Below are 18,056 nucleotides of genomic sequence, written 5' to 3'. Positions count from 1 at the left end.
ACGCAGCCTTGGTGATACCCGAACTCGGCCAACTGTCGATGATTCTGGCCATCTGCTTCGCGGCTGTGCAGGCCAGCCTGCCGCTGCTTGGGGCGTGGCGTGGTGACAGCTTGTGGATGAGCCTGGCGCGGCCCGCAGCCTGGGGGCAGTTCGCCTTTCTGACGTTCGCGTTCGCGTGCCTGACCCATGCCTTCATGACCGACAACTTTTCGGTTGCCTATGTGGCCAGCAACTCGAACAGTGCACTCCCGTGGTACTACAAGTTCAGCGCGGTCTGGGGGGCGCATGAAGGCTCCCTGCTGCTCTGGGCGCTGATTCTGGGGGGCTGGACCTTCGCCGTGTCGGTGTTCTCGCGGCAATTGCCCCAGGTGATGCTCGCCCGCGTGCTGGCGGTCATGGGCATGATCAGCGTGGGCTTTCTGAGCTTTTTGATCATCACCTCCAACCCGTTCCAGCGCCTGCTGCCGCAGGTGCCAGTCGACGGCCGGGACCTCAACCCGCTGCTGCAGGACATTGGCCTGATCGTGCATCCGCCAATGCTGTACATGGGCTACGTCGGTTTTTCGGTCGCCTTTGCCTTCGCCATCGCCGCCCTGCTCGGCGGGCGTCTGGATGCCGCCTGGGCCCGCTGGTCGCGGCCCTGGACCCTGGTGGCCTGGGCTTTCCTGGGCGTGGGTATCACCCTGGGTTCCTGGTGGGCGTATTACGAACTGGGCTGGGGTGGCTGGTGGTTCTGGGACCCGGTGGAAAACGCATCGTTCATGCCCTGGCTGGTAGGCACGGCGCTGATCCATTCCCTGGCAGTGACGGAAAAGCGCGGGGTGTTCAAGAGCTGGACCGTCCTGTTGGCCATCGCTGCGTTCTCACTGAGCCTGCTGGGGACGTTCCTGGTGCGTTCCGGGGTGCTCACCTCCGTGCATGCCTTTGCCGCCGACCCGTCGCGCGGCATTTTCATCCTGTTCTTCCTGCTGTTCGTGGTCGGCGGCTCACTGACCCTGTTCGCCTTGCGTGCGCCAGTGGTCAAGAGCCAGGTGGGGTTTGCCCTGTGGTCGCGCGAAACCCTGCTGCTGGCGAACAATCTGGTGTTGGTGGTCGCGGCATCGATGATTTTGCTGGGCACCTTGTACCCGCTGGTGCTCGATGCCCTGACCGGCGCCAAGCTCTCGGTAGGCCCGCCCTATTTCGATGCCCTGTTCCTGCCGCTTATGGCACTGCTGATGCTGGTGCTGGGAATAGGGGTGGTGGTGCGGTGGAAAGATACGCCTGGCAAGTGGCTACTGGGCATGATGACGCCGGTCCTGGTCGGCAGCGCCGTGCTGGCGCCGGTGGCGGGCCTGATCGTCGACGATTTCGACTGGCAGGTGCTGGCCACGTTCGCCCTGGCCGCCTGGGTAGTGCTCGGGGGGCTGCGCGATGTGCTCGACAAGACGCGCCACAAGGGGCTGCTCAGAGGGCTGCCTGGCCTAGGACGCAGTTACTGGGGCATGCAGGTCGCTCACCTGGGGCTTGCGGTGTGTGCCCTTGGGGTGGTGCTGTCGAGCAACAATAGCGCCGAGCGTGATCTGCGCATGGCCCCCGGCGAAAGCGTGGAGCTGGGCGGATATCATTTCCTGTTCCAGGGCGCCAGGCACTTCGAAGGGCCCAACTTCATTTCCGACAAGGGCACGGTGGTGGTCAGCCGCGAGGGTCGCCCGGTGGCCACCCTGCACCCGGAGAAGCGCCTGTACACCGTGCAGCAGTCGATGATGACCGAGGCCGGGATCGACGCAGGGTTTACCCGCGACCTGTACGTGGCCCTCGGGGAGCCTTTGGAAAACGGTGCCTGGGCGGTGCGTGTGCACATCAAGCCCTTTGTCCGCTGGATCTGGCTGGGCGGTCTGTTGACTGGCCTGGGCGGGTTGCTGGCGGCCCTCGACCGGCGCTACCGCGTCAAGGTCAAGTCCCGGGTGCGCGAGGCCCTGGGTGTGTCTGGAGCAGTTGCATGAAACGTTGGTTGATGGTCGTCCCCCTGGCGGTGTTCCTGCTGGTGGCGGTGTTCCTGTACAAAGGTTTGTTTCTCAAGCCCGATGAATTGCCCTCGGCCATGATCGGCAAACCGTTCCCGGTCTTTTCGCTGGCCTCCACCCAGGGCGACCGTACGCTTACCCAGGCAGACCTGCAGGGCCGGCCTGCGCTGGTCAACGTCTGGGCCACCTGGTGCGCGTCGTGCAAGGTCGAGCATCCTTATCTCAACCAGCTGGCTTCCCAGGGTGTGGTCATCTATGGGGTGAACTACAAGGACGACAACGCCGCAGCGCAGAAGTGGCTGACCGAGTTCCACAACCCCTACCTGCTGGACATCAGTGACGAGCAGGGCAGCCTGGGGCTGGACCTGGGTGTCTACGGTGCGCCGGAGACGTTCCTGATCGATGGCGATGGCGTGATTCGCTACAAGCATGTGGGCGTGGTCGACGCCAGTGTCTGGCGCGAGCAGTTGGCGCCACGCTACCAGGCGCTGCTCGACGAGGCGACGCCATGAAGCGCTGGTTCGCAGCCCTGACCTTGAGCCTGTGCGTCGGTGGGGTGGCCAAGGCCGCCATCGATACCTATCAGTTTCGTGACCAGGCCGAGCGTGAGCGCTATCAGCAACTGACCAAGGAATTGCGCTGCCCCAAGTGTCAGAACCAGGATATCGCCGACTCCAATGCACCCATTGCGGCTGACCTGCGCCGGGAAATATTCCGCATGCTGGGTGAGGGCAAGAGCAACCAGCAGATCGTCGACTTCATGGTCGACCGTTACGGTGATTTCGTGCGCTATAAGCCTGCGCTGAGCGGCCGGACCTGGTTGCTCTGGTTTGGCCCGGGCATTCTGCTGGTCGGCGGGTTCGCCGTATTGGCGGTGATTGTACGGCGTCGTCGCCTGGCGGCCGTGCAAGGCACTGATGAATTGTCAGCCGAGGAGCGCGCACGGCTGGCCAACCTGCTGGAAAAAGAACGCACCCATGACTGAATTCTGGCTTAGCGCGGGCTTGTTGCTGCTCGCGGCCCTCAGCTTTCTGCTGATCCCGATCCTGCGTGGCCGTCGCCACCAGCAGGAGCAAGACCGCACGGCGCTCAACGTGGCGCTCTATCAGGAACGCATCGCCGCGCTGGCCGCGCAGCAAGCATCGGGTGTGCTCGATGACCTGCAATTGAGTCAGGGCCGTGACGAAGCCGCCCGTGAGTTGCTGGCCGACACCGAGGGCGCCGAACCCGCCAGGCAGCGTCAAATGGGCAAGGCCTTGCCGTTGCTGGCAGCGGTTCTGGTGCCGCTGCTGGCGTTGGGGCTGTACCTGCACTTCGGTGCGGCGGACAAAGTGGCCCTTACCCAGGAATTTGCCCAGGCGCCTAAGTCGATGGAAGAAATGACGGCACGCCTGGAGCGAGTGGTTCAGGCACAACCTGAGTCGGCCGAGGCGGTGTACTTCCTGGGCCGTGCCTACATGGCCGAACAACGCCCTGCCGAGGCGGCCCGCACGTTCGAGCGCGCAGTAGCCCTGGCCGGTCGCCAGCCCGAGTTGCTGGGCCAGTGGGCCCAGGCCCTGTATTTCGCGGCCGACAAGCGCTGGAGTGGGCAACTGCAGGCATTGACTGACGAGGCGCTGAAAGCCGATCCCAATGAGGTCACCAGCTTGGGGCTGCGTGGCATTGCGGCATTTGAAGGTGAGCGCTATCAGGAGGCTATCGAGTACTGGAAACGGCTGTTGGCGCAGTTGCCGCAAGGGGATGCGTCGCGCGCGGCATTGCAGGGTGGCATTGACCGTGCAGCTGAGCGGTTGGGCACTCAGTCAGCTCAGGTGCCGGCACCTGCTGCGGTGCGTTTGAAGGTGCGGGTGGAATTGGCGCCGGCTTTGCGGGACAAGGTCAAGGCACAGGACACCGTCTTCATTTTTGCCCGCGCCAGCAGCGGCCCGCCCATGCCACTTGCCGCCAAGCGGGTGACGGTGGCGCAGTTGCCCATCGAGGTCGAGCTTTCAAATGCGGATGCGATGATGGCGCAGATGAAACTGTCCGATTTCGCCGAAGTCCAACTGGTTGCGCGCGTTTCCAAGGACGGGCAACCGACCCGCGGCGAGTGGGTTGGCCAGAGCGCGCCTTTGCCCAACACGACCCAGGCCCAGCAGCGCCTGATCATCGACAGCCCTGATTCGTAAGAGAGTTCCCTATGCACGCGACGGTACGCCTTACCCTGATCACCCTGGCACTGGGTTTGTCGGCCTGTACGGTGCATGGCCCTGCTTCGCAGCCTGAGCCCGAACCGCCGATCGAACGGCTGCCGCCCAAGGGGCCGGTGGTCAAGCCGCTGCCAGGTGGACAGCCTGCTGGACCTGGGAGCAAGCCTGCACCCCCAGCCAAACCAGTGCCGCGCACCTCGGCAAGCTTTGCCCCGCCGCCGGGCGGGGCGAGCCACTGGGACCCCAAGTTGGGCGTGTACGTGCTGGACAAAAAACCCAACACGTTCTACCGCCAACGGACGTATTACCGGTTCGACAACGGCTGGAGCTGGTCGGTGAGCCCGGATGGGCCTTGGCAGCAGACCGATAGCAGTGGTGTGCCTGGAGGGCTGGGGCGGGCGTTTGGGCAGTAGATTTTTCGGCACCGCACCGGCCGCGATGGGCCGCACAACGGCGTTAATTGTGTAAGTGGTACAGCCAAAAACCGGGGCCGCTGCGCGGCCCATCGCGGTACAAGACCGCTCCTACACGAAATGGGCTAGCCCTGAATGTTGTGCAAGGCAGTTGCACCGCAAAGAGCAAGATGAATTCTTAGTACTTAAGACATTTCATGCTAAAGAGCGTCAGTGCCATCGAGACCGTCAATCTTGATCTTGCTTCTAAGCGCGCGGTAGTTCAGGCGCCGCAGATCGCGACTTCAGGAGGCCGAGCGCAGGGCTTGCGGAGGGAGGTGACAGGCATGGATGCCTGTCAAGCGCTGGGCCCCAGGATGGGGCCTGCAGCGCGGTCCTCCCGGGAGCAAGCCCGGAGCGAGGGAACCCCGAAGCGCAGCGTAGGGGCCGGATGATAGGAGCAGGCGGTTTTTGCTTACTTTTTGACAAGACAAAAAGTGAGCCGCCGTAAGGGCGGAAAGGTGATTATGCGCCACCCTAACTATTGAATACCAACTCAATATAAATGCCCACACTGATACTCAGAGTTCGGACATCAAAGTTCAAATCCCGCCGAGTTTGATTCAAAACCCGGGTAACTACTAAGCTAAGCGCCCGCCCACAAACCCCACTCCCACCTCCCATAAAGTCCCCACCGACAATACCCATTGACTGTACCACCCACCCCCTCCGCATAATCCCCAACCCACCCGGAGGCCCCATGCACAAGACAATCCTGGTCCTGGTCGAAACCGTAGACACCTACCTACCCCTGCTGACCAACGCCGGCTACCACCTGATCCTCGCCCAAACCCCCGACCTGCGCGCCCAAGCCATCGAGCAAAACGGCCCCCGCATCGACGCCGTCCTCACCCGCGGCCCCCTCGGCCTGACCGCCCAGGAAATCGACGCACTGCCCAACCTGCAGATCATCTGCGTCATCGGCGCCGGCTATGAGCAGGTCGACCTGCAAGCCGCCCATGCCCGCCACATCACCGTCACCAACGGCGCCGGCGCCAACGCTGACGCTGTGGCCGATCACGCCATGGCTATGCTCCTGGCCCTGCTGCGCAACATCCCACAAGCCGACGCCAGTACCCGGCGCGGCCAATGGCAGCGCGTGATCAGCCCATCGGTCACTGGCAAACGCCTGGGCATTCTGGGCATGGGCGCCGTTGGCCGAGCCATCGCCAAGCGCGCGCATCAAGGGTTCGACATGCCCGTAAGCTACTACAACCGAACACCACGTCCGGCATTGCCCTACACCGGCTACGACAGCGTCCTGGCCCTGGCCGAGGCAGTCGATATTCTCGTGGTCGCCACACCCGGCGGCGCCGATACACGCCACCTGGTGGATGCACAGGTGCTGCACGCACTCGGCCCCCAGGGCTACCTAGTCAACATCGCGCGGGCCAGCGTCGTCGATACCCAGGCGCTGACCCAGGCACTGCAGGGCGGGCAATTGGCCGGTGCGGCCCTGGACGTGTTCGATGAGGAACCTGACGTTCCCGACACCCTCAAGTCGCTGCCGAACACGGTATTGACGCCCCATGTCGCCGGACAATCGCCAGAAGCGGCAGAAGCCACGGTGACGTTGGTGCTGCGTAACCTCGATGCTTTTTTCGCCGGCAAGCCAGTGCTGACACCGGTGCTTCATTAAGCCCCATACTGCCAAATGCCTGCACAAGGGCAGGCAACAAGGAGCGTATCCATGCAACTTGAAATCTTCCAGGTCGACGCCTTCAGTGCCGAACCCTTCGGCGGCAACCCGGCTGCGGTCATCCCGCTCGATCACTGGCTACCCGATGCCGTGCTGCAGCGCATCGCCGAGGAAAACAACCTTTCCGAAACGGCGTATTTCGTACGCAACGGCGAGGCGTTCGACCTGCGCTGGTTCACGCCCACCGTGGAAGTGGACCTGTGCGGCCACGCCACGCTGGCCTCGGCCTACGTGTTGTTCGAACACCTCAATGAACCGGCGCAGGTGCTGCGCTTCAATACCCGCAGCGGTGAACTGCGGGTAACTCGTCAAGCGGACGGCCTGCTGGCCATGGATTTCCCCGCTCGCCAACCAGAGGCCCAGCCCGTGCCAGCCGGTCTGTTGCAGGCGTTGGGCCTGCAACAGGCGCTGGCGGTATATCGCAGCGACGACTACGTGGTGGTGGTCGATGACCCTGGATTGCTCGACACCCTCACGCCAGATTTTGTCGCGCTGGCCGGCTTTGACGTGCGCGGCATCGCCGTGACGGCGGCGGGGCGTGGGTTCGATTTCGTGACGCGCTGGTTCGGGCCACGCGTGGGGGTCAATGAAGACCCGGTGACCGGCTCGGCCCATACCTCGCTCGCACCGATCTGGGCACAACGGCTAGGCAAGCAGTCGCTTGAGTGCGAGCAGGGCGGTGCGCGCAAGGGCCAGCTGCGCTGCGTGCTACCGGGCAATGGCCGGGTGATCATCAGTGGGCGGGCGGCGTTGTTCATGCGCGGTACCGTCTACCTATAGGACGGCCCTGTCGTCACGGACAATGCGCGAGCCGACACCAAGGCTTGCCAAATCCGGACAATGCTGCGAAAAGGACGGCATTTTCGTAGCGGCTGGAGCCTGCGCATGAACCAAGAACTGCAAATCATCGACCTGGTCGAGGGCGACGGCAAGGCGGCCGTCAAAGGTGCCCTGATCACTACCCAATACACCGGATGGCTGGCCGATGGCACCGAGTTCGACTCCTCCTGGTCACGCGGCAAGCCGTTTCAATGCGTGATCGGTACCGGGCGCGTTATCAAGGGGTGGGACCAGGGCATCATGGGCATGCGCGTTGGCGGCAAGCGCAAGCTGTTGGTGCCCGCGCACCTGGGCTACGGGGCGCGTAGCGTCGGATCGATTCCACCTGATTCGGACCTTGCGTTCGAAATCGAGCTGCTTGAGGTGCTGACGCGCGACGACTGACTGGATGGCCCCGTAATGCCCGTGCCAGACGCCTGGCACCGTGGCAGCGGGGAACAAAACGGGTTTTTGGCACTCTGAACCGAACCCGTCGTCAAGGAAGGCACTCACTGCAAAAGGCGCCCTGTGCTCGTCCGGGCGATGCGCGGGTGACCCGTTTGTCACACGAGCCTGCATTGATGAAGTTGATTCCACACCTGCATCGTCGCCGTCATTGGTTGCTGGGCCTGGCCCTGACCGCCGTAGGCGTACCGCTGGCGCTGGACGCCGTCGAGAGCCGCGCGCAACCGGTCGATGGCACCCAGACCCTGGTGTTTCTGCGCCATGCCGAAAAACCCGGTGAAGGCTTAGGCCAATTGAACTGCCAGGGCCTGAACCGTGCGCTGGACCTGGCCACGGTTTTACCCGAACGTTTCGGCAAGGCCGATTACGTGTTTGCCGCCAACCCGTCCCGGCACGTGGAGGAGGGCGCCGATGACCAAAGCTACAGCTACCTGCGTCCGCTCATGACCATCAGCCCCAGTGCCATTCGCCTTGGCCTGCCGGTCAACATCGACTACAGCGCCAACGACACCGATGACCTGGCCGACGAACTGCTCAGCAACAAGTACCGTAACGCGACCATCTATACCGCGTGGTCTCACGGCTACCTGCCGGACCTGATCAATACCGTCGCCCAGAAGGCTGTCGGCAAGGAGCACGTCATCACCGAGGATTGGCAGGATGGGGATTTCGACACCCTCTATGTCCTGACCCTGGACTGGCACGATGGCAAGGCCAGCCTGCGCAGCCGCAACGTGCGTCAGGGGCTCGATGACGGTGAGCATAGCTGCCCGACCTGATCCGCTGGTACTGTTGAGCCAGGATGCTGAACAGGGACGAAAGATGAAGCGTCAGGTGACGGTGATAGGGGGTGGCGTGGTCGGGCTGGCGACGGCCTATGCGCTGGTGCAGGAAGGCCATTGCGTAGAATTGATCGAGGCCCACGACACCTTGGGGGCGGCCACCAGCTTTGCCAATGGCGGTCAATTGTCCTACCGCTACGTCGCGCCACTGGCTGATGCGGGCGTGCCGTGGCAGGCGCTGGGGTGGTTGCTGCAGGGCGATTCCCCGCTGCGCCTGCGCCTGCGTCTGGACCCGGCGCAGTGGCGCTGGCTGTTGGCCTTTACCCTGGCATGTCGACGCGGCGTCAATCGGCGCAACGCCGCCGTCTTGCTTGACCTTGCCCTGCACAGCCAGGCGGTGTTGGCCCAGTGGCGCCAAGCCCAGGACCTCGGCGACTTTGCCTGGCGCCGCAATGGCAAGCTTGTAGCGTTTCGCAGCGAGTCCCAGTTCAAGCGCAGCCGTCTGCAACTGACCGATCCTGATCAGCAGCAGGTACTGGGCGCTGCTGAGCTGCGGGCTCTGGAACCTGCGCTGCAAGAGTCGCCCTTCGTGGGTGGCGTATTCACCCCGGACGAAGAGGTGGGCGACTGCCATGCCTTCTGCCTGCGCCTGGCCGCCGCGCTGCAAGCCTCCGGCCAATGCCGGTTCCGGCTCGGTCAGCCGGTGACCCAGCTGCTTCACCGTGGGCATCAGGTGGTAGCGCTGCGCCTTGGCCACGAAGAACTGGCAGTCGATCAGTTGGTGCTGTGCGCCGGTTACCGCAGCGCTGCGTTGAAGTTGCCAGGGGTGAACATTCCGATCTATCCACTCAAAGGGTACAGCCTGACTGCGCCGCTAGCATCAGGGCAGCGTGCGCCTGAAATCAGCCTGACGGACTACGAGCGCAAGATCGTCTATGCCCGGCTGGATCGGCAACTGCGCGTTGCGGCCATGGTGGACATCGTGGGGCAGGACGAGGCGCTGGACAAGCGCCGGTTGCAGAGCATGCGACGCCTGGCCCTGGAGACACTGCCCCACGCCGCCGATTATGCCCACGCGGTGGAGTGGGCCGGCATGCGACCGGCGACGCCCACCGGTGTGCCGATCATCGGCGCAACGCCTTATCGCAACCTTTGGCTCAACCTTGGCCATGGCGCGCTGGGCTTCACCCTGGCCTGCGGCAGTGGCCAGCGGCTGGCCAGAATGATCGGTTGAGCAGGCCCTGCGCAGGGTCGGTTGCCGATCCCGCGCAGGTTGCGCCGTGGTGCCCTAGCGGCCGAGCCGCATCGGCCAGCCTATGACCTTCTTTACCCGAGGGGTCGCGTAGGTGCGGACCTTGGACGTACTCAGACCCAGGCGCACCAGCGACTCGGCGATGGTCACCGCCGCGCTGACCCCATCGACCACCGGTACCCCGGTGCGCTGGCGGATCTGCTCGTCCAGCCCAGCCATGCCTCCGCATCCCAGGCAGATGACCTCGGCCCTGTCATCGCGTACGGCCCGTTCGGCCTGCTCGACGATGGCCTCGACAGCGCGCTGCGGATCGGCCTCGAGCTCCAGCACCGCCAGGCCGCTGGCGCGTACCGAGGCGCACCGATCGTAGAGCCCGGAGAGTTTGAGGCGGTCCTCGATCAAGGGCACGGTACGGTCCAGGGTGGTGACCACCGAGTAAGCGTGGCCCAGGTACATGGCGGTACTGGCGGCGGCATCGGTGATGTCCACCACCGGCACGTTCAGCAGCTCCTGCAAGCCTTCACGGCCGTGCTCGCCATAACCGGCCTGGATCACGGCATCATAGGGACCCTCATAGGCCAGTACCCGATCCATCACGGCGATAGCGGCCAGGTAACTCTCGAAGTTGCCCTCCACCGATTCTGCGCCGAACCACGGCGTTAGGCCGATGATCTCGGTGCCCGGCGCCGCCACGGCGCGGGCCTGCTCGGCGATGGCCTCGGTGATGGCTTCGGTGGTGTTGACGTTGGCAATCAGGATTCGCATGGGCAGTCCTCCTTGTTCAGTGGCTGCTGTGGTCGACGGCGATGCATTCGCCGCTGACGTCGTGGTAATGACGGTTGCGCGGCGCGATCAACAGGTACAGGGCGGCGGCGATGCCAGCCCCGATCAGCCACGAGAAGGGCGCGACGCTGTGGAAGTTGGGTACCAGGGCCAGCACGATGGCCAGCAGGGCCGCCGGCACGAACGCCGCGACCGCGCGCAGGTTGATGCCCTTGGTGTAGTGATACGCGCCGGCCGGGTCTTCGCTGTAGAGCTGCGGGACGTTGATGCAGCCTTTGCGCAGCAGCCAGTAGTCGGACATGATCACCCCGTACAACGGGCCCAGCAATGCACCCAGGCCGGAGAGGAAGTAGACGATCACCAAGGGGCTGTTGTACAGGTTCCACGGCAGGATCAGCACCGCCAGCGTGGCGCTGATCAGCCCCGCGCGGCGGAAGTTGAGGTGACGCGGTGCCAGGTTGCTGAGCACGAAGGCCGGCGCCACGAAGTTGGCCATGATATTGACCGCGACCGTGACGATCAGGAACGACAGGCAGCCCAGCACCAGGAAGGTGGTGTTAGGAATGGCTGCGACGATCTGGGTGGGGCTGTCGATGATCTGGCCGTTGATCTTGAATTGAGCGCCGCACAGCACGACGGTAATCACGGCAAACACCAGGATGTTCACCGGCAGGCCCCAGAAATTGCCGACGCGAATGGTCTTGCGGCACGGCGAGGAGCGGGCGAAGTCGCAGAAGTTGAGCACCAGCGTGCCGTAGATGGCCAGCCACAAGGCACCGCCGGCAAAGATGTTACGCCACATCTCGTAGCCGCTCAGGGGCTCTGCCACCGACCAGGCGATGCGGGTGTCGGCCTTGAAGTACATGAACACCGCCAGCGCCGCGACCGTTACCAGGATGACAGGGCCTGCGAAGGCTTCGTAGCGACGCACCATCTCCATGCCGTAGGCGAGGATCACCAGCTGCACCAGCCAGATGGCCACGAAACAGGCCCAGCCCAGGCTGGAAAGGCCAAGGATGCTGTCGTGGTCATAGGCTGCCATTTGCGGCCAGACGGCGCTGAGCAGCACGCGCAGGACCACTGAGGCCAGGTAGGTCTGGATGCCAAACCAGGCGATGGCGATGACCGCACGTATCAGCGCCGGGATCTGCGCGCCGTGAATGCCGAAGGCGATGCGGCTGATGACCGGGAAGGGTACGCCGGTTTTCTGCCCCATGTAGCCCGACAGGTTCATGAAGAAGTACACCAGGGCCGCGCCAATGGCCAACGACAGCAATATCTGCCAGCCGCCCAGGCCCAGGGCGAACAGGCCCATGGCAAATGAATAGTTGGCGATGTTGTGCACATCGTTGGTCCACAGCGCGAAGATGCTGTAACGGCCCCAGCGGCGTCCGGCGATGCGCGTGGGGGCCAGGTCCCGGTTGTGCAGGCGAGGGCTCAGTGCCATGTCCGGCATCGTGTCGGCCGGGGTTGGGTGGGTCGGGGTGCTGGCGACGGATAGTTCAGGGGCAAGGTTGAGGCTGCTACTCATTCCGGCGGGCTCCTGATGCACGTTGACTGCGATGAGCGGGCAGCGCACGGGCTCGCCATCTCGTCGGTGCAGCTTTGGCATCTCGGGTTCTGGGCGCGGCGGCCGACGGTCAATCGGCGTCGCGGGTTCTTGTGTATTTATGTTCGTTGAAACTTGTATACAAAACACAAGCACAGTAAAGCCATTTCCATGCCAGCTTGGGTAAGCGACCACCAAGGTGTTCATTCGGAAAGCGGGTATATTGCGGTAACAAGCTGAAAAATCAGGTTTTTAAACTGACCATAAAGTCAATAATTGTTTGAATTCATGGGCTTAGTTGATCAGTTAGTCAGCATTCAATGAGCGCTTCATGTAACACATCGGGGCTTAATCGGTGCAAGTGCACACAAAAATGGCACTTAAGGTGACATTAGTGTGTACAAAAAATAGACAATCCGAGATGGCGTCCCTTCGTGGCCTTGCCATGTAAAATACGACTCCGCTTACCGATGTGACCTGACATGACCTCTCCGATTGCCGCCCTCGAGCAGCATCTGCTTGCCGCCCTGAACCCCGCCCCTGAAGAAACCCGTCGTCTTTTCCACGGTCGTGGCCGTTGCTGGCCTGGTCTTGAGCAAATCACGGTGGACTGGCTTCAAGGCGTGTTGTCGGTCGCCTTGTTCCGTGAGCCCCCGGAAGGACAATTGGCAGCGCTTGAGGCGATGCTGTTGCGGCTGTCGCGCCTTGAGCAGTGGACAGGCCAGGCGATCCTGCTGCAACACCGTTACCTGCCCGACAGCCCCGGTCAATGGCTGGTGGGCGAGCCGTGTCAGCAACGTGAAGTGATCGAGGACGGTCTGACCTACCTGCTGGACCTGGGGGTACGCCAGAACAATGGCTTGTTCCTGGACATGCGCCTTGGTCGCCGGTGGGTGCGCGCCCAGGCCAAGGGGCAGCGCGTGCTGAACCTGTTTGCCTACACCTGTGGTTTTTCGGTGGCGGCGATTGCAGGTGGCGCCGAGCAGGTGGTGAACCTGGACATGGCCAAATCGGCACTGTCCCGAGGGCGCGATAACCACCGCCTTAACCAGCACGACCCGTCCCGGGTGGCCTACCTGGGCCATGAGCTGTTCAAGTCGTGGGGCAAGGTGCGCAAATACGGGCCTTACGATCTGATCATCATCGATCCGCCTACCTTCCAGCGCGGTAGCTTCGTGCTGACCCAGGACTACGCGAAGATACTGCGGCGCTTGCCTGAGCTGTTGAATGAAGGTGGGACGGTGTTGGCCTGTGTGAACGACCCGGGCATCGGGCCTGAGTTCTTGATCGAGGGCATGGCCGAGCACGCGCCCGGCCTTGCCTTCGTCGAACGCCTGCAGAACCCGCCCGAGTTTCCGGATGTGGATCCGGCTGGGGGGTTGAAGGCGTTGGTGTTTCGGTTGGGTGGATGGGGCGGGCCCACGCGGCGAAGCTCAAGCCCCTAGGCGCGTGCGCGGCTGACCCCGCTCAGCCCGCTTCACTGACCGGTATAAATCTGATCGAACACGCCCCCATCGTTGAAATGCGTTTTCTGCACGGTGCGCCAGTCACCAAAGGTCTTCTCGACCGAGAGGAATTCAACCTTGGGGAAACGGTCGGTGTACTTGGCCAACACAGTCGCATCGCGTGGGCGCAGGTAGTTCTGGGCGGCGAGTTCCTGGGCCGCCGGGGACCACAGGTATTTCAGGTATTCCTCGGCCACCGCCTGAGTGCCTTTGCGGGCGACGACTTTATCGACCACGCTCACCGGCGGCTCGGCTTCGGCCGACACGCTTGGGTAAACCACCTCGAACTGATCGCGACCGAATTCGCGGGCGATCATTTCGGCTTCGTTCTCGAACGTCACCAGCACATCGCCAATCTGGTTGGTCATGAACGTGGTGGTGGCGGCGCGACCACCGGTGTCGAGCACCGGCGCCTGCTTGAACAGCTTGCCGACGAACGCGCGCGCCTTGTTCTCGTCACCGCCTTGCTTGAGCACATAGCCCCACGCCGACAGGTAGGTGTAGCGGCCGTTACCCGAGGTCTTGGGGTTGGGTACGATGACCTGTACGCCATCCTTGAGCAGGTCGGGCCAGTCTTTCAATGCCTTGGGGTTGCCTTTGCGCACGATGAACACCGTGGCAGAGGTGAACGGCGCACTGTTGTTCGGCAGGCGCGTGACCCAGTTGTCAGGGATCAGTTTGCCGTTGTCGACCAAGGCATTGATGTCGGTTGCCATGTTCATGGTGATCACGTCGGCCGGCAGGCCATCGATCACCGCGCGCGCCTGTTTGCTCGAGCCACCGAAGGACATCTGCACATTGACCTTCTCGTTATGCTCGGCCTCCCAGTGCTTCTGGAAGGCGGGGTTGTAATCCTTGTAGAAGTCACGCATCACGTCGTAGGAAACGTTCAGCAAGGTCGGGGCAGCGTGGGCCAGGGTGCCGAAGGCCAGGCTGGCGGCGGCCAGCGAGACGGTGAAGAACTTTTTCACGACGCATTCCTTATGGGTATGAATGTTGGGCAATGTGCCAGCGACTATAGCGTCTTGTTCTTCAGGTATTAAAGAATCAATGCGTCTTTGCTTATATGCGCTGGCCGATTGGCGGTCCTGGCAGTTGTCCCGGGGCTTTGCCCACCTGATTACTCGCTCAGCCTTCAAGGTGAGCGAGCCCTTCAGGTCTCGTCAGGGGCGCCTCATTCAACCGGATTTCGGGAACAACGCGTTTCCACACCGGGCACAAAACGCCGCGCCACTCTCATGGGATTTCTTGCTGCAGGTCGGGCAAGCGTGCTGCAGTTGTTCTCCCCGCATGGCATTGGCGAGCTCGGCCGTAAAGATCCCGGTCGGCACCGCGATGATCGAGTAGCCGATGATCATCACCAGTGAAGACAGTACCTGGCCCAATGGCGTTCTGGGCACGATATCGCCGAACCCGACCGTGGTCAGCGTGACGATGGCCCAGTAGATCCCCTTGGGAATGCTCGTGAAGCCATGTTCCGGGCCTTCGATCACATACATGAGGGTGCCGAACACGGTGACCAGCGTCGAGACGCTGACCAGAAACACGATGATCTTCTGCTTGCTGCCGCGCAGGGCATCGAGCAGGTAATTGGCCTGCTTGAGGTACGGGCTGAGCTTGAGCACACGGAAGATCCGCAACATGCGGATGACCCTCACGATCAGCAGGTACTGCGCGTCGCTGTAGTACAGCGCGATGATGCCCGGCACGATCGCCAGCAGATCCACCAGGCCGTAGAAGCTGAACGCGTAGCGCAAGGGCCGGGGCGAGCAGTACAACCGTGTCAGGTATTCGCACAGGAAAATGGCGGTAAAGCCCCATTCGATCGCGGCCAGCAGGCCCCCGTACCCGCGATGCACCTCGTCGATGCTGTCCAGGATGACCGTGACCAGGCTGGCCAGGATGATCAGCAACAGGGTCTTGTCGAAGCGTCTTCCGGCCACGGTATCGCTCTGGAAGACGATCACGTAAAGCCGCTCGCGCAGGCTTGCAGGTTTGTTCATTGGCTCTGTCCATCGTGAAGTCGGCTGAGCCTATGGGGTGCCTTTCAGCTATGCAAGCGCCCCGGGGTCTGGCGTTTGCCAAGCTTCAGGTGACGACCGAAGTGGATGAGCCAGCAGGCGGCGACGAAGGGTGCCGTGAGCGCCGGGACCGGCAGCCTGCTCAAAAGCGGCTGCAACGCCAGCGCCAGGCCGATGGCCAGCAGCGTGACCCAGGGTTTTTCCCCTTGTCGGCTGAAAGCCAGGGCTGCCAGGGCTGCGTTGAATCCATACAGCCCCATCCATGCTGACTGCGCATCACCCACGAGCAGTGCCAGACCTGCACCCGCGGCAGAGCCTATGACCGCCCAGAGACAAGCATACGGGTTGGCGATCAATAGGCCGACGATGATCAGCAGCCCGGCCAGGGGTTGATCGAGCAGGAAAATCTGCCCGACCCCTCTTGCCAGGGCACTCGCCAGGTCGGCCTCGACCACCACAGGTGCTGTAGCCGTCTGCACGAATAGCAACGTGCCCCAGCCCAGCAGTACGAAGGGCGCCGTGTAGGCGACCAGCAGCTTGCCCCCCCGCTTGCGCCATTGGTGGGTGATGATGCTGGACAGGCCGGCGGCAGCGATTACCAGCGGTGGCTGAATGATCGACCAGGGCAGCACCGCGCTGATCAACAAACCGATGAGCACGCCGTTGTAGCTGTACAGCCCAGCCTGTCGATCGGCGCGGTCGTAGCCGCGGGCCTGTGCCGCCAGCAGGCCTGCCAGCGCGCCAAGCAGCGCGCCGCCCAGCAGCGCCGGTGCGGTCAACAAGATCGCCAGCAGGCAGCATAGCCCGCACAAGGGGTTACGCAGCAACAGCACCTGGCTGAAGCCGTTTAGCAGCGCCGTGGCCCAGTCGGGGCACGGGTTTACGAAATTTTTGGTGTACATGGGGCAGTCAGTGAGGTGGATGGGAGGGCGGTGGGCCTCTTTGGGCCTCGATTTTCCGCAGGTCTGGTACATCGGTGTTCGGGGAGGGCTGCGCCCTCCATTCGCGGGGCAAGCCCGCTCCCACAAGGTCTTGAGCTGCGCCCCAAATGTTGGACATCCGTCCACTTTTGGGGTTTTTATGCGCAGGTATTCAAAGCAGTTCAAGCTGTCAGCCATTCAGGCCTTTCTTGATCGCGGGTATGGCTTTCGCCATGTTGCCGCACAGTTCCAAATGGATCCGACGCTCCTTCGTCGCTGGGTCGTGGCCTACCGTACGCACGGTCAGGCCAGTCTGGAGAAAACAGGCCGCCATTACAGCGCCGAGTTCAAGCTCGCCGTTCTTCATCATAAATGGCGCGAAGACCTTTCGTTGCGTGCCACGTCAGCGCTTTACAACCTCGGCAATTCCACACTGGTTCGCAGTTGGGAGGAACAGTATTACAGTGGCGGACATCAACCCCGACCGCCCCGTAAGAAGCCAGTGATTACCGCGATGCCTAAAGCACCCCGCAAGTCTGAAGACGTTTCATCCACGCCTACTGAGCAACTCACTCGCGAGCAGTTGCTGACAAGGCTAGCCCAGCTCGAAGCGGAGAACGCCTATCTAAAAAAGCTCGAGGAGCTAGACGAGGAGAAGGCGAAGAAGAAGATAGCCAGGAAAAAACCCGGCTAGTCGCGGCGCTACGTAAGCTTTACCCGCTTGCCTGGCTGCTCAAAGCAGCTCATTTGTCGCGCAGCACTTATTATTACCAGCTCGGCGTGCTCGAGGCTGGGGATCGGTGTGCCTCGCTCAAAACGTTGATACAAGACATCAGCCACCGGCACCGCGGCCGCTACGGGTATCGGCGAGTCACCTCTACGCTGCGTAGCGAAGGGCAATCGGTTAACAGTAAGAAGGTACGCCGTCTGATGGCCGAACTGGACCTGAAATGTACAGTGCGCCCCAAGAAGTACAAATCTTATCGGGGGCTAATGGGCGAAGCCGCCCCCAACATCCTTAAGCGCGACTTCCGCGCAGACCAGCCAAATCAAAAGTGGGTAACGGATGTTACCGAGTTCAAAGTGGCAGGTGAGAAGCTATACCTTTCTCCGATCATGGATCTTTATAACGGCGAGATCGTTGCCTATCGTACCGACTCCCGACCCCGATTTACCTTGGTAGGCGAAATGTTGGAGACAGCAATCAATAGGCTACCAGCTAACAGCCGGCCGCTCTTGCACTCAGATCAAGGCTGGCATTATCGATACCCTGACTACTGCAAGCGGTTGAAAGAAGCAGGGCTTGAACAGAGCATGTCACGCAAGGGCAACTGCCTGGACAACGCGGCGATGGAAAGCTTTTTTGGGACGCTCAAATCGGAGTACTTCCACCGTGAGCGCTTCGCAAGCGTGGCTGAGCTTAAGGCGGGGTTGGCTGAATACATCCATTATTACAACCATGATCGAATCAAAATGAAGCTCAACGGCCTGAGCCCTGTGGCTTACAGGACTCAGGCTGAGATAGGCTAACCAACTGTCCAACATTTGGGGCGCAGCTCATCTGCGCTGTGCCATGGAGCGGCGCGCATCCTGTGGAAGGGGGCTTGCCCCGCG

The 18,056-nt window shown here is 62.4% G+C and carries 17 protein-coding genes; 12 read left to right on the top strand and 5 right to left on the bottom strand.

All coding sequences use genetic code 11. The annotated features are described in order from the left end of the window. The first annotated feature begins 11 nt into the window (after positions 1-11). The 10 genes from CWR53_RS15220 (at position 12) to CWR53_RS15175 (ending at position 9,646) form a co-directional block, all read left to right on the top strand. Positions 12-1,985, top strand: a complete 1,974-nt coding sequence (locus tag CWR53_RS15220) for a heme lyase CcmF/NrfE family subunit (RefSeq protein ID WP_181405493.1) — start codon at positions 12-14, stop codon at positions 1,983-1,985. Further along, the gene (locus CWR53_RS15215; protein ID WP_023533963.1) at positions 1,982-2,518 is read left to right on the top strand and encodes a DsbE family thiol:disulfide interchange protein; all 537 of its coding nucleotides are present in this window, start codon (positions 1,982-1,984) and stop codon (positions 2,516-2,518) included. The genes CWR53_RS15220 and CWR53_RS15215 overlap by 4 nt, the downstream gene beginning before the upstream one ends. Further along, positions 2,515-2,991: a cytochrome c-type biogenesis protein gene (locus tag CWR53_RS15210; protein ID WP_058606096.1), complete on the top strand. Its 477-nt coding sequence runs from the start codon at positions 2,515-2,517 to the stop codon at positions 2,989-2,991. The genes CWR53_RS15215 and CWR53_RS15210 overlap by 4 nt, the downstream gene beginning before the upstream one ends. Then, entirely contained in the window at positions 2,984-4,174 is a 1,191-nt protein-coding gene (ccmI, locus tag CWR53_RS15205) for a c-type cytochrome biogenesis protein CcmI (protein ID WP_100851985.1), read from the top strand. Before CWR53_RS15210 ends, ccmI begins: the two co-directional genes overlap by 8 nt. Before the next feature lie 11 nt (positions 4,175-4,185). Beyond that, positions 4,186-4,608 (top strand): hypothetical protein, encoded by a 423-nt coding sequence (locus tag CWR53_RS15200; RefSeq protein WP_058606098.1) that lies wholly within the window; start codon positions 4,186-4,188, stop codon positions 4,606-4,608. A 739-nt stretch (positions 4,609-5,347) separates the two neighbouring features. Then, a complete protein-coding gene (locus CWR53_RS15195; protein ID WP_100851984.1) occupies positions 5,348-6,286 on the top strand; it encodes a 2-hydroxyacid dehydrogenase in 939 nt (312 codons plus the stop codon). A 51-nt stretch (positions 6,287-6,337) separates the two neighbouring features. Continuing rightward, a complete protein-coding gene (locus tag CWR53_RS15190) occupies positions 6,338-7,126 on the top strand; it encodes a PhzF family phenazine biosynthesis protein (RefSeq protein WP_058639834.1) in 789 nt (262 codons plus the stop codon). 105 nt (positions 7,127-7,231) lie between these two features. Then, positions 7,232-7,570, top strand: coding sequence for an FKBP-type peptidyl-prolyl cis-trans isomerase (locus CWR53_RS15185; protein ID WP_027915980.1), 339 nt, complete (start codon positions 7,232-7,234; stop codon positions 7,568-7,570). Between the two features lie 176 nt (positions 7,571-7,746). After that, on the top strand, positions 7,747-8,409 hold the full coding sequence (locus tag CWR53_RS15180; protein ID WP_100851983.1) for a histidine phosphatase family protein: 663 nt from the start codon (positions 7,747-7,749) through the stop codon (positions 8,407-8,409). Positions 8,410-8,452: 43 nt separating this feature from the next. Beyond that, positions 8,453-9,646, top strand: a complete 1,194-nt coding sequence (locus CWR53_RS15175; protein WP_100851982.1) for a D-amino acid dehydrogenase — start codon at positions 8,453-8,455, stop codon at positions 9,644-9,646. 54 nt (positions 9,647-9,700) lie between these two features. On the opposite strand, the gene CWR53_RS15170 is transcribed toward CWR53_RS15175, so the two are convergent. Beyond that, complete coding sequence (locus CWR53_RS15170) at positions 9,701-10,429, bottom strand: aspartate/glutamate racemase family protein (RefSeq protein ID WP_100851981.1); 729 nt, start codon at positions 10,427-10,429, stop codon at positions 9,701-9,703. 16 nt (positions 10,430-10,445) lie between these two features. After that, complete coding sequence (locus tag CWR53_RS15165) at positions 10,446-11,978, bottom strand: NCS1 family nucleobase:cation symporter-1 (protein WP_100851980.1); 1,533 nt, start codon at positions 11,976-11,978, stop codon at positions 10,446-10,448. A gap of 500 nt (positions 11,979-12,478) precedes the next feature. Here CWR53_RS15165 and CWR53_RS15160 point away from each other — a divergent pair, with 500 nt between their 5' ends. Further along, positions 12,479-13,441 (top strand): class I SAM-dependent methyltransferase, encoded by a 963-nt coding sequence (locus tag CWR53_RS15160; protein WP_100851979.1) that lies wholly within the window; start codon positions 12,479-12,481, stop codon positions 13,439-13,441. Between the two features lie 32 nt (positions 13,442-13,473). Here CWR53_RS15160 and CWR53_RS15155 read toward each other — a convergent pair whose 3' ends face one another. The 3 genes from CWR53_RS15155 to CWR53_RS15145 all read right to left on the bottom strand — a co-directional run bounded on the left by CWR53_RS15155 (position 13,474) and on the right by CWR53_RS15145 (position 16,424). Then, positions 13,474-14,472 carry a sulfate ABC transporter substrate-binding protein gene (locus tag CWR53_RS15155; protein ID WP_058605969.1) on the bottom strand — a complete coding sequence of 333 codons (999 nt, stop codon included), beginning with the start codon at positions 14,470-14,472 and terminating at the stop codon, positions 13,474-13,476. Between the two features lie 207 nt (positions 14,473-14,679). Beyond that, the gene (locus CWR53_RS15150; RefSeq protein ID WP_058605970.1) at positions 14,680-15,504 is read right to left on the bottom strand and encodes an ion transporter; all 825 of its coding nucleotides are present in this window, start codon (positions 15,502-15,504) and stop codon (positions 14,680-14,682) included. Positions 15,505-15,548: 44 nt separating this feature from the next. Next, the gene (locus CWR53_RS15145) at positions 15,549-16,424 is read right to left on the bottom strand and encodes an urea transporter (RefSeq protein WP_100851978.1); all 876 of its coding nucleotides are present in this window, start codon (positions 16,422-16,424) and stop codon (positions 15,549-15,551) included. Between the two features lie 178 nt (positions 16,425-16,602). Between CWR53_RS15145 and CWR53_RS15140 the strand changes: the two genes are divergently transcribed. Then, positions 16,603-17,972 (top strand): IS3 family transposase gene (locus CWR53_RS15140; protein WP_375335469.1). Its coding sequence is split into 2 segments (ribosomal slippage): positions 16,603-17,082 and positions 17,085-17,972, totalling 1,368 coding nucleotides; the frame shifts between segments, so codons are not numbered across the junction. Positions 17,973-18,056 lie beyond the last annotated feature (84 nt).

The organism is Pseudomonas sp. SGAir0191 (assembly GCF_002812565.2).
Lineage (GTDB): Bacteria > Pseudomonadota > Gammaproteobacteria > Pseudomonadales > Pseudomonadaceae > Aquipseudomonas > Aquipseudomonas parafulva_B.
Note: the sequence above shows the minus strand (reverse complement) of the source record. Positions and strands in the feature narration are given on the sequence as shown.

Excerpts from the sequence above, each read along its gene's own strand:
- CWR53_RS15215 (WP_023533963.1), top strand. The coding sequence starts at position 1,982 with ATGAAACGTTGGTTGATGGTCGTCCCCCTGGCGGTGTTCCTGCTGGTG.
- CWR53_RS15210 (WP_058606096.1), top strand. The coding sequence starts at position 2,515 with ATGAAGCGCTGGTTCGCAGCCCTGACCTTGAGCCTGTGCGTCGGTGGG.
- ccmI (WP_100851985.1), top strand. The coding sequence starts at position 2,984 with ATGACTGAATTCTGGCTTAGCGCGGGCTTGTTGCTGCTCGCGGCCCTC.
- CWR53_RS15200 (WP_058606098.1), top strand. The coding sequence starts at position 4,186 with ATGCACGCGACGGTACGCCTTACCCTGATCACCCTGGCACTGGGTTTG.
- CWR53_RS15195 (WP_100851984.1), top strand. The coding sequence starts at position 5,348 with ATGCACAAGACAATCCTGGTCCTGGTCGAAACCGTAGACACCTACCTA.
- CWR53_RS15190 (WP_058639834.1), top strand. The coding sequence starts at position 6,338 with ATGCAACTTGAAATCTTCCAGGTCGACGCCTTCAGTGCCGAACCCTTC.
- CWR53_RS15185 (WP_027915980.1), top strand. The coding sequence starts at position 7,232 with ATGAACCAAGAACTGCAAATCATCGACCTGGTCGAGGGCGACGGCAAG.
- CWR53_RS15180 (WP_100851983.1), top strand. The coding sequence starts at position 7,747 with ATGAAGTTGATTCCACACCTGCATCGTCGCCGTCATTGGTTGCTGGGC.
- CWR53_RS15175 (WP_100851982.1), top strand. The coding sequence starts at position 8,453 with ATGAAGCGTCAGGTGACGGTGATAGGGGGTGGCGTGGTCGGGCTGGCG.
- CWR53_RS15170 (WP_100851981.1), bottom strand. The coding sequence starts at position 10,429 with ATGCGAATCCTGATTGCCAACGTCAACACCACCGAAGCCATCACCGAG.
- CWR53_RS15165 (WP_100851980.1), bottom strand. The coding sequence starts at position 11,978 with ATGAGTAGCAGCCTCAACCTTGCCCCTGAACTATCCGTCGCCAGCACC.
- CWR53_RS15160 (WP_100851979.1), top strand. The coding sequence starts at position 12,479 with ATGACCTCTCCGATTGCCGCCCTCGAGCAGCATCTGCTTGCCGCCCTG.
- CWR53_RS15150 (WP_058605970.1), bottom strand. The coding sequence starts at position 15,504 with ATGAACAAACCTGCAAGCCTGCGCGAGCGGCTTTACGTGATCGTCTTC.
- CWR53_RS15145 (WP_100851978.1), bottom strand. The coding sequence starts at position 16,424 with ATGTACACCAAAAATTTCGTAAACCCGTGCCCCGACTGGGCCACGGCG.